Raw genomic sequence first — 9,809 nt, 5'->3', positions numbered from 1 at the left:
CCCCTGACGGGGCGCCTGCAGCTGAGGCGCGCCCCTTAGGGGCGCGGGGAACTGCGCAACCAGCCCCCAGCGCCTGCTACTTCACCGCTTCCTTCGAGGCTCCGTACGTCCGCTTGCCCCGCCGGTACGCAATCTCCCCCAGGGCCACATCCACCACGATGAAGGCGGCCAGCGGGATGCCGAGCAGCGGTACGAAATAGCCGAGGACGGCGACGACCGCCATCAGCGGGACGAGGACGTACGCGGGGAACTGCTGCCAGGCGCCGCGCGGGATGGGGCGGCCGAAGGCGGAGGCGCGGCCGCGCTGCCACCACATGCGGTAGCCCCACAGGATCAGCAGGATCAGGCTGAGCGCGAGGGCCATCAGCAGGATCTGGTTGACGATGCCGAAGAGGACCCCGGTGTGCGCGTCGATGCCCCAGCGGGACAGCTTCGCCAGCACCGGGTAGTCGGCGAAACGTACCGTGTCAGTGACGTCTCCGGTCGTCGGGTCCACGGCGACCGCGTCCTGTTTGGTGGGCCAGCTGCGCTGGACCTGCTGCACGACATACGCGGACGAGGCGTCGGCGGGCGCGACGATCTCCACCGGGTCGCCGAGACCCTCCGTCCGCGCGGCCGCCAGCACCTTGTCGATGCCGACGCCGTGCTCGACGCCTCCCTCGGCCGAGTCGGAGTCGTGGCCGGAGTGCTCGCCGCCCACGGCCGCCGACACCGACGGAGTGGCCTGGTGGAGCGAGGTGCGCAGCTCGTCGATGTGCGCTCCGGCATACGTCGACCAGGTCAGGCCCGTCGCCGAGAGGAAGAGGAAGCCCACCGCCGCCCAGACGCCGACCGAGCCGTGCAGGCCCAGCGTGCGCCGGCGTCCGCTGGTGCCGCGTATCTTCCGCTGCGTACGGCGGCGGCTGAACCAGAGCACCAGGCCGCCGGCCGCGATCACCCACAGCCAGCTGGCGGCGAGTTCGCTGTAGAGCCGGCCGTTCTCGCCGAGCTGCAGGTTGGCGTGGAACTCGTCGATCCAGGTCCGCAACGGCAGCGCGCCGGTGGACCCGTACTGTTCCAGCGCGCCGCGCACCTTGGCGGTGTACGGGTCGACGAACACCGCGAGTTTGTGGTTCTCGTCGACGCCGGGGACTCCGGAGAGCAGCACCCTGGTGGTGGCGTCGTCCTCCGGCGAGGGACGAACGGCGGAGACCGTGCCCTCCGGGTGGACCTTGCGGGCGGCGGCGACCTGCTCGGAGACGGGCAGCTTCTCGTCGCCGACGGGGACGGTCATCTCGTGCGCGTACACGAGCTTCTCGGCCTGGAACGATCCCGCGTACAGGAATCCGGTCGTGGCGGCGACCAGCAGGAACGGGGCGACGAGCACGCCGGCGTAGAAGTGCAGCCGCAGTACCAGGGGGCGCAGCGGCGACCACGGGCCGCGTTTCGGGGAAGGGGCGACGGCTTGCGGGGACTCGTCCGTCTCGGTCGTGGGAACGGTGGACATCGGCTGGCTTCTCCGGTGGGGCAGGGGACGACGGGCCGTACTCGGCCGTTGCGCTCCAGTAGTCGGTGGGAGGGGACGGCGAGTTCCCGGCGGTTCGCGTGGCGTGGGTCACATCACGGCTCGTATGCGAGGGCTCCGGGCATCCCGGTGCTCCTGTACTGGCACGATGCTCGGCATGACCTCAGGGATCGCCTTCCGCCTCACGCGTGCCGCGGTGTTCGCGGCCGTGTGCGTGGTGACGGCCGCCCTGGGGCACGCGTTGATGTCCGGGTCGGGGCCGGCTTGGTGGGCCGTCGGGTACGCGTTCGCGGCGACGACGGCGGCCGCGTGGTGGCTGACCGGGCGGGAGCGGGGCGCCGCTCTGGTGACGGGGGCGACGGTTGTCGCACAGCTGGGACTGCACCAGTTGTTCGGGCTGTCCCAGAGCGCGCCGTCGTCGCGGACCTCCACGCACATGCGCATGTCTCTGGAATCCATGGAGACGGGGCATGCACACCCGATGGCCCCCGAGTCGGCGGACACCCTGGTGATGGGGGGTGACGTGGGCATGTTCGCGGCCCACGTGCTCGCCGCACTCGTCTGCGGTGTGTGGCTGTGGCGCGGTGAGGACGCGGCGTTCCGCACGGCGCGGGCGTTCGCGTACCGGACCGGCCGGGTGCTCGGTGCCGCGCTCTTCGAGCCGTTGTGGCGCGCGCTGCGGGTGTCGGCCGTACCGCGGCCGGTGGCGCCCGTACGGGCCGGGGTGTTCGCCCCGGTGCGTCGGCTGCGCGGGGTTCTGCTGGAGTACGTCGTCGCGCGGAGAGGGCCGCCGGCTCTGCCGGCCGTCTGCTGACCGTCCGTCCCGCGACCGGTGACGGGCGGGTCTGCGGCGTATGTGCGTGCCGTCGGTGTACGGCTCGCGTGCGCGGCGACTGAGTCCTTCTCGTAGGGGTGGGGCCACGCACGCGCGCGTGCCGTTGTCGTACGCCCACGCGCGCGTGCCGCATGCGCGCACCTCACGCATGCGTGCCGTACGCCGCTCTCCTCACTCCGCGATTCCCTTCACCGAAGGACCACTTGCGATGACTCCTGCCCTGCTCGAGGCACACGACGACGAACGGGTGACCCTCTGGGCGCTGGCCGCCGGAGCCGGCGACCCGGACGCGGTCGAGCGGTTCGTGCTGGCCACCCACCGGGACGTATGGCGTTTCGTGGCCCACCTCAGCGGCGATGTGCACGGCGCCGACGACCTCACCCAGGAGACGTTCCTGCGTGCGCTGACCGCCCTGCCGGGCTTCTCCGCGCGCTCCAGCGCCCGCAGTTGGCTGCTGGCGATCGCCCGCCGTACGGTGGCCGACCGCTTCCGCACGGCGGCGACCCGGCCGCGCATATCCGATGCCTACGACTGGCAGACGGCCGCCGAACGCACCCAGCCGCGCGGGCTGCCCGGCTTCGACGAGGGCGTGGCCCTCCTCGACCTCCTGGAAACCCTGGACGCCCCACGCCGTGAGGCGTTCGTCCTGACCCAACTGGCCGGCCTGCCCTACGCGGACGCCGCGTCGGCGGTGGGCTGCCCCGTCGGGACCGTACGATCCCGGGTCGCGCGGGCCCGGGAGAGCGTGACGGCGTTGTTGGAGGCGGCGGGGTAGGGCGCGCGCCTCCCAGTGGGGCACCGCACCGGACTGTCGCGCTCCCAGTGAGCCGCCTCGCACCCCTGTCGCGCTCTTGGCATGCTGGCGCGATGGCATCCCCCAGTGATCCCACGTCCCTCAGCGACCAGGTGGAGGAACTCCTCTCCCACACCGGCCCGTTGCCGATCGTCGCCGCCGGTGATCCGGTGCTGCGTCGCGCGGCCGAGCCCTTCGACGGCCAGCTGGACCCGGCGCTCCTGGCCCGCTTCGTCGCGGCCCTGCGCGACACGATGCACGCGGCACCGGGCGTCGGGCTCGCCGCACCCCAGGTGGGCGTACCGCTGCGCCTCGCGGTCGTCGAGGACCCGGCCCCGGTTCCGGACGAGATCCGCGAGGCACGCGGTCGGGTGCCGCTGCCCTTCCGCGTCCTGGTCAACCCGGCGTACGAGCCCGTGGGGCCCGCTCGGGCCGCGTTCTTCGAGGGCTGTCTGAGCGTGCCGGGCTGGCAGGCGGTGGTGGCCCGGCACGCCGCGGTGCGGCTTCTGGCGCGGGACGAGTACGGCCGCCCGGTGGACGAGGTGTTCACGGGCTGGCCCGCGCGGATCGTCCAGCACGAGACGGACCACTTGGACGGCATGCTCTACCTGGACCGCGCCGAACTCCGCTCCCTGTCCTCGAACCAGGCGATGGCGGAACGATGGGCCGAGCCGACGCCGAAGCGGGCGGCAGCGGAGCTCGGCTTCGAGCTGCCCGAGGAGGGCTGAGAGGAGCCGAGGGGTGCCATCTGTTCGATGGCACCCCCTGCGTCGCACCTGCCGGAACCAGGCGGCCTTGGTGAAGTCCGGTGCGGTACCGCGCCCCGCAAGGGGCGCGGGGCTGTGACATTTGCGGCTCCGCCGCGGGGCGCGACCAGCCACAACCGACCCGCAGACAAAGAACAGCACTCCAGCGGAGCGCTACGCGTCCCGGTACGCCTCCAGCAACCGCAGCCACACCTCACTGACCGTCGGATACGACGGCACCGCATGCCACAGCCGGCTCACCGGGACCTCGCCGGCGACCGCGATCGTGGCGGAGTGGATCAGTTCGCCGACACCGGGGCCGACGAAGGTGACCCCCCGCAGGATCTCGTTCTCCAGGTCGACGACCATGCGGGCGCGGCCGCGGTAGCCGTCGGCGTACAGGCCCGCGCCCGCGACGCTGCTCAGATCCACGTCGACGGCGCGGACCCGGTGGCCGGCCTGTTCCGCCTCGGCGAGGGAGAGGCCGATGGCGGCGGCCTCCGGGTCGGTGAAGACCACCTGGGGGACGGCCCCGTGGTCGGCGGTCGCCGCGTGCGCACCCCAGGGGTCGGTCTCCAGGAGCGGGACGCCGGCCGCGCGGGCGGCGATGGCGGCGCCCGCGATACGCGCCTGGTACTTGCCCTGGTGGGTGAGCAGGGCGCGATGGTTGACGTCGCCGACCCCGTACAGCCAGTCGCTGCCCGTCACCCGGCAGCTGTCGTCGACCGTCAGCCAGGAGCCAGGCTCCAGGCCGACCGTCTCGAGGCCGAGGTCGTCGGTGCGCGGGGCGCGGCCGGTGGCGAAGAGGATCTCGTCGGCCTCGATGCGGTCGCCCCGGTCCGTCGTGACCACGACCGTCGTGCCCTCCCGCGTCACCGACTCGACCGATGTGCCCGTGCGCACGTCCGCGCCCGACTCCGTGAGGGCCTCGGCGACCAGTTCCCCGGCGAAGGGCTCCATACGGGGCAGCAGGCCCTTGCCGCGGACGAGGACCGTGACCTGGGAGCCGAGAGCCTGCCAGGCGGTGGCCATCTCGACGCCGACGACCCCGCCGCCCACGACCACGAGGCGGCCCGGCACCGCGTGCGCGCTGGTGGCCTCGCGGCTGGTCCACGGCTTGACCTCGGCGATTCCCGGCAGGTCGGGCAGCATGGCGCGGCTGCCGGTGCAGACGGCCACGGCGTGCCGGGCGGTGAGCACGTGCCGCTCCCCGTCGGGTCCGTCGACCGTGACCCGGCGCGGCCCGTCGAGCCGGCCGTGCCCGCGGTAGAAGACGGCTCCGATGCCGTCCAGCCAGCTCACCTGGCCGTCGTCCTTCCAGTGGGAGGTGTAGTAGTCGCGGTGGGCGAGGACCGCGGCGGCGTCGAGGGGGCCCTGCACCGACTGGCTCAGCCCGGGCACGCGGCGTGCGTCCGCGCGGGCGATGACCGGGCGCAGCAGCGCCTTGCTGGGCATGCACGCCCAGTACGAGCATTCGCCGCCGACCAGCTCGCTCTCCACGACCGCGGTGGAGAGGCCGGCCGCGCGGGCGCGGTCGGCGACGTTCTCCCCCACGGGCCCGGCCCCGAGCACCACGACGTCGTACGCGATGGATTCCGTTTCCGTCATGGGGTCAGTCTGGTGGTTGGTGTGGGCCGTGGCCACACGGGTACGAGCGCGGAATACGCCGCCGATCGGCGCCGTTGTGCACAGCGGCTACGCCCCGACCCCAGGAAGAGGGAATCAACGCCATGAGCAGCACCGTGGAGCTCACCAAGGACAACTTCGACCAGATGGTCACGGACAACGAATTCGTCCTGATCGACTTCTGGGCGTCCTGGTGCGGCCCGTGCCGGCAGTTCGCCCCGGTCTACGAGAAGGCGGCGGAGGCAAACCCGGACCTGGTCTTCGGAAAGGTCGACACGGAGGCGCAGCCCGAGCTGGCGGCGGCCTTCAACATCCAGTCGATTCCGACGCTGATGATCGTCCGCGACCAGGTGGCGGTCTTCGCCCAGCCCGGGGCGCTGCCCGAGTCCGCCCTGACGGACGTCATCGGTCAGGCCCGGAAGCTGGACATGGAAGAGGTCCGCAAGTCCATCGCGGAGCAGGAGCAGCAGGCCAAGTAACGTCCTCGCACACCCGCTGGCCCCGGCGATCCGGCCGAACGGCACGACGGCTCGCCGACCGGCCGGTGATTACCGGGTGGGGCCCATAGCGCGCCCTGTGGCCGCGAGCGGAAGCGGAAGTCCCGTGTAGTTCGCGGCCAGTTCGGTGGCCGCGGGGCGAGATGCCGTGATCCGGCGCAGACGCGCGAGCTGCAGCCGGCCCTCGAAGGCGTCCCCGTCCGGCTGGGCGTGCAGCATCGTGGTCATGTCGTACGAGAAACGCGTCGCCTGCCAGACCCGGTCGAGGCACAACTCCGAGTAGCTGTCGAGGAGTTGGGTCGATCCCGAGCGGTGGAGCTCGGCGAAGCCGCGGGCCAGGACGCGGACGTCGGACACGGCCAGGTTCAGCCCCTTGGCGCCCGTCGGCGGCACGATGTGCGCGGCGTCGCCGGCGAGGAACAGCCGTCCGTGGCGCATCGGTTCGTGGACGTAACTCCGCATCGGCGTCACGGACTTGGACGTGATCGGTCCGCGCTCCAGCCGCCAGTCGCCGTCGATGGCGAAGCGTGCGTCGAGCTCGTCCCAGATGCGCTCGTCGGGCCAGTCGGCGACGTCCGTGCCGTTCGGGACCTGCAGATACAGCCGCGACACCGACGTCGAGCGCATGCTGTGCAGCGCGAAGCCTCCCTCGCCGCGCGCGTAGATCAACTCCTCGCAGGAGGGCGGCACATCGGCCAGGATCCCGAGCCAGGAGTACGGGTAGTCGTGCTCGTACGTGCGGCTGACGCCGGCCGGGAAGGTGTCGCGGGCGATGCCGTGGAAGCCGTCGCAGCCGACCACGTAGTCGCAGGTGAGGGTCTGTTCGCGGCCCTCGTGCACAAAGCGTACGACGGGTGCGTGACCCCCCGGCGGCTCGGCGGCGTTCTCGACCGCGAGGGCCTCGGCCTCGAACAACAGCGGTGGCCCGTCGGCGAGTTGGAGCGCGACGAGGTCCTTCACGATCTCCGTCTGGGCGTAGATGGTGACGATGCGGCCGCCGGTGAGCACCGGGAAGTCGATGTGGTGCCGCTCGCGGTCGAAGCGCAGCTCGATGCCGTGGTGGACCAGTCCCTCGGCCTCCAGCCGGTCGGCGGCGCCGCACTCGCGCAGGGCGTCCACCGTGCCCTGCTCCAGCATTCCGGCGCGCTGCCGCTGTTCGACGTACGCGCGGGTTCTGCTCTCCAGGACGACGCAGTCGATCCCCGTCCGGTGCAGCAACCGGGCCAGCAGGAGCCCGGCCGGGCCTCCGCCGATGATGCCGACCGTGGTCCGCATGACGCGCCTCCCAGGTGTTCGGAGCCTGTGTCATGTCCCCGGCCGGGGACATGACACAGGCTCTCAGCTCGATTCGCGGTGCACGACCGTCGCTCCCAGCACCTCGTGCGCCTCCGGCGCAGCAGCGGGTTCGCGCACCGCGCGGTCGACGAGCTCGGCGAGTTCCTGTCCGGACGGCAGCTCGATGTGGACGGTACTCAGACGGGGGCGCAGCAGCCGGCCGAGCATCAGGTCGTCGGCGCCGATGACGGCCGTGTCGTCCGGGATGCCGATGCCCTCGTCCTGGAGGGCGCGCATCAGCAGCATCGCGTACTCGTCGTTGTACGCGAACACGGCGTCCAGGCCCAACGCACGCCAGCGCGCGGCGAGTTGGGCAGCGGCCTTCTCGTCGTAGGCGAGCGGTACCTCGGTGACCGACGCGTCCGTGCCGCTCAGGGCCTGCCGTACGCCTTCGAACCGGGGCTTGGAGAAGATCTCCAGGCCGGGGTCCTCGGGCACCACGACACCGACGTGGCGACACCCGCGGGCCAGCAGGTGCGCGCCGGCGCTCCGGCCGACGCCGTGGTGGTCCATGAGCAGTGCGTGCGCGCCCTCGACGCGTTCGGGGCCGAGGGTGACGACGGCCCGGGCGCCGGAGCGCTTGAGGACGGCCACGCCCTGCGAGCCGAGTCCGCTGCCGGGCACCAGGACGGCGACCGGGCGCAGTTCCGCCCAGGCGCGGGCCGCCTCGTCGCTCGGGAGGCCGACGCTGCCGTACTGCACGACGGTGTAGTCGAGGCGGCTCAGCGCCCACTGGAGTTCGTTGAAGAACTGGCTGTACAGCGGTCCCACGGGCACGTCCGGAGTGGGCATCAGGACCATACGGCTGTGCCCGGCGCGCAGGCTGCGGGCGGCCGCGTGCGGGACGTACCCGAGCTCCTTGGCGGCCTCGTGGACGCGGCGGCGGGTGGGCTCGCTGATCCGAACGGCACTGGCGTTGTTGAGGACGTAGGAGACGGTCGCGCGCGAGACCCCCGCCAGGCGGGCCACATCGGCACTCGTCGGCACGGAGTGCTGCGCGGGCGACGGAGGGGCGGATGTTTTCGGTATCTGCACCATGACGTACGGCATCTTCGCAGAAGCCCCGGACGGGCTCAGGGCCGGGGGCACCGCGCGGGACCGGACGTCCGGCACGGACCGTCCGCGCCCGCTGCGGCCCAAGTCAGCGGCCTACTGCGGCAGTTCGGTACGCGTCACGCGCGCGACCAGGTCGATCCAGCCGGCCTCGAGGCGCTCCTGGGGCATCTTGCACTCCTTGGTCAGGTAGTGGATCAGGGCGGGGTCGAGGTAGCCCATCAGCGTCTGGGCGAGGAGGACGCAGTCGGCATCCGGCACCGCCTGGCGCAGCAGCAGGGTGACGTGACCCGAGAGAAGCCGTTGGGGCGGGTTGGAGAAGCGGCGGGCCGGCTCGGGCTGGGCCGCCAGCTGGAGGTCCAGCTGGTCCGCCGCCTGACGCAGGACCGCCTGGCCGAACGCCCGCAGCCGCTCGACCGGCGGCGCCCCGGGGCCCAGCGGCGGCGGCCCGCTGAGGAAGGCGGCCTGGAGCTGTTTCGACGAGTGGTCGAGCAGGGCCATGAGCAGGCCCGTGCGGTCGCCGAAGCGGCGGAACACGGTGCCCTTGCCCACCGAGGCCGCCACGGCCACCGCCTCCATCGTGACGCCGGCCGCGCCGTACTCCGCGACCAGGCGCGCGGCGGCTTCCAGCAGCCGGGCCCGGTTGCGCGCCGCGTCGGCACGCAGGCAGGGCTCGTCCGCGCCGGAGGTCAGTTCCAGCAGGACGGGCTCGTCGGTCGGTTCCTGGGGTGTCGGAAAGGGCGGCAGGGAGGCGGACATGACACCAGCTTATCGCCTCGGGAACAGAACTGGACCGCGGTCCGTTTAGGTGCTACAACTTTAAACGGACCTCGGTCCGGTTCGTCACGACAATGTTTCGTCCCCTTGGAGTTCCCCATGTCTGTTCGCATCCTCGCGCTCGTCGGCAGCCTCCGCGCCGGCTCCCACAACCGCCAGCTCGCCGAGGCCGCCGTCAAGCTCGCCCCCGAGGGCGCGGAGGTCGAGTTGTTCGAGGGCCTGGCCGAGATCCCCTTCTACAACGAGGACATCGACGTCGAGGGCAATGTGCCGGCCGCCGCGGCCCGCCTGCGCGAGGTCGCCGGCGCGGCCGACGCCCTGCTGCTCTTCTCGCCCGAGTACAACGGCACCATCCCGGCCGTCCTGAAGAACGCCATCGACTGGCTGTCCCGCCCGTACGGCGCCGGCGCCCTCAGCGACAAGCCCGTCGCCGTGGTCGGCACCGCCTTCGGCCAGTACGGCGGTGTCTGGGCGCAGGACGAGGCCCGTAAGGCCGCGAGCATCGCCGGCGCCAAGGTGCTGGACGACATCAAGCTCTCCATCCCCGGCTCCGTGGTCCGCTTCGCCGAGACGCACCCCGTCGACGACACCGAGGTCGCCGCCCAGCTGACCGAGGTCATCAGCCGGATCCACGGCCAGGCCG

10 protein-coding genes are annotated in these 9,809 nt (G+C 72.3%); 5 read left to right on the top strand and 5 right to left on the bottom strand.

The genetic code is table 11. The features are described 5' to 3' along the window. Positions 1-76: 76 nt before the first annotated feature. The gene (locus tag GAS53_RS02170) at positions 77-1,486 is read right to left on the bottom strand and encodes a PepSY-associated TM helix domain-containing protein (protein ID WP_151475659.1); all 1,410 of its coding nucleotides are present in this window, start codon (positions 1,484-1,486) and stop codon (positions 77-79) included. Positions 1,487-1,661: 175 nt separating this feature from the next. On the opposite strand from GAS53_RS02170, the gene GAS53_RS02165 reads away from it, so the two are divergent. The 3 genes from GAS53_RS02165 (at position 1,662) to GAS53_RS02155 (ending at position 3,860) form a co-directional block, all read left to right on the top strand. Continuing rightward, a complete protein-coding gene (locus tag GAS53_RS02165; RefSeq protein WP_151475658.1) occupies positions 1,662-2,318 on the top strand; it encodes a hypothetical protein in 657 nt (218 codons plus the stop codon). A 229-nt stretch (positions 2,319-2,547) separates the two neighbouring features. Further along, positions 2,548-3,114, top strand: coding sequence for a sigma-70 family RNA polymerase sigma factor (locus tag GAS53_RS02160; protein WP_151475657.1), 567 nt, complete (start codon positions 2,548-2,550; stop codon positions 3,112-3,114). Positions 3,115-3,206: 92 nt separating this feature from the next. After that, positions 3,207-3,860, top strand: a complete 654-nt coding sequence (locus tag GAS53_RS02155; protein WP_151475656.1) for a peptide deformylase — start codon at positions 3,207-3,209, stop codon at positions 3,858-3,860. A gap of 192 nt (positions 3,861-4,052) precedes the next feature. Here the strand turns inward: GAS53_RS02155 and GAS53_RS02150 are convergent, their stop codons facing one another. Next, the gene (locus tag GAS53_RS02150) at positions 4,053-5,486 is read right to left on the bottom strand and encodes a dihydrolipoyl dehydrogenase family protein (RefSeq protein ID WP_151475655.1); all 1,434 of its coding nucleotides are present in this window, start codon (positions 5,484-5,486) and stop codon (positions 4,053-4,055) included. A 122-nt stretch (positions 5,487-5,608) separates the two neighbouring features. On the opposite strand from GAS53_RS02150, the gene trxA reads away from it, so the two are divergent. After that, positions 5,609-5,983 carry a thioredoxin gene (trxA, locus tag GAS53_RS02145; protein ID WP_151475654.1) on the top strand — a complete coding sequence of 125 codons (375 nt, stop codon included), beginning with the start codon at positions 5,609-5,611 and terminating at the stop codon, positions 5,981-5,983. Between the two features lie 69 nt (positions 5,984-6,052). Here trxA and GAS53_RS02140 read toward each other — a convergent pair whose 3' ends face one another. The 3 genes from GAS53_RS02140 to GAS53_RS02130 all read right to left on the bottom strand — a co-directional run bounded on the left by GAS53_RS02140 (position 6,053) and on the right by GAS53_RS02130 (position 9,148). After that, positions 6,053-7,276, bottom strand: coding sequence for a 4-hydroxybenzoate 3-monooxygenase (locus tag GAS53_RS02140; RefSeq protein WP_151475653.1), 1,224 nt, complete (start codon positions 7,274-7,276; stop codon positions 6,053-6,055). Between the two features lie 63 nt (positions 7,277-7,339). Next, positions 7,340-8,374: a LacI family DNA-binding transcriptional regulator gene (locus GAS53_RS02135; protein ID WP_151475652.1), complete on the bottom strand. Its 1,035-nt coding sequence runs from the start codon at positions 8,372-8,374 to the stop codon at positions 7,340-7,342. Positions 8,375-8,485: 111 nt separating this feature from the next. Next, positions 8,486-9,148, bottom strand: a complete 663-nt coding sequence (locus GAS53_RS02130) for a TetR/AcrR family transcriptional regulator (RefSeq protein ID WP_151475651.1) — start codon at positions 9,146-9,148, stop codon at positions 8,486-8,488. A gap of 117 nt (positions 9,149-9,265) precedes the next feature. On the opposite strand from GAS53_RS02130, the gene GAS53_RS02125 reads away from it, so the two are divergent. After that, positions 9,266-9,809, top strand: a 544-nt coding sequence (locus GAS53_RS02125) for an NAD(P)H-dependent oxidoreductase (RefSeq protein WP_151475808.1), incomplete at its 3' end; no start/stop codon positions are given.

The organism is Streptomyces albicerus, assembly GCF_008905045.1.
Taxonomy (GTDB): Bacteria; Actinomycetota; Actinomycetes; order Streptomycetales; family Streptomycetaceae; genus Streptomyces; species Streptomyces albicerus.
The sequence above is the reverse complement of the archived record's forward strand: the minus strand, read 5'-3'. Positions and strand labels throughout refer to the sequence as shown.

Coding starts and splice junctions, on each gene's coding strand:
- GAS53_RS02170 (WP_151475659.1), bottom strand. CDS start 1,486: ATGTCCACCGTTCCCACGACCGAGACGGACGAGTCCCCGCAAGCCGTC.
- GAS53_RS02165 (WP_151475658.1), top strand. CDS start 1,662: ATGACCTCAGGGATCGCCTTCCGCCTCACGCGTGCCGCGGTGTTCGCG.
- GAS53_RS02160 (WP_151475657.1), top strand. CDS start 2,548: ATGACTCCTGCCCTGCTCGAGGCACACGACGACGAACGGGTGACCCTC.
- GAS53_RS02155 (WP_151475656.1), top strand. CDS start 3,207: ATGGCATCCCCCAGTGATCCCACGTCCCTCAGCGACCAGGTGGAGGAA.
- GAS53_RS02150 (WP_151475655.1), bottom strand. CDS start 5,486: ATGACGGAAACGGAATCCATCGCGTACGACGTCGTGGTGCTCGGGGCC.
- trxA (WP_151475654.1), top strand. CDS start 5,609: ATGAGCAGCACCGTGGAGCTCACCAAGGACAACTTCGACCAGATGGTC.
- GAS53_RS02140 (WP_151475653.1), bottom strand. CDS start 7,276: ATGCGGACCACGGTCGGCATCATCGGCGGAGGCCCGGCCGGGCTCCTG.
- GAS53_RS02135 (WP_151475652.1), bottom strand. CDS start 8,374: ATGGTGCAGATACCGAAAACATCCGCCCCTCCGTCGCCCGCGCAGCAC.
- GAS53_RS02130 (WP_151475651.1), bottom strand. CDS start 9,148: ATGTCCGCCTCCCTGCCGCCCTTTCCGACACCCCAGGAACCGACCGAC.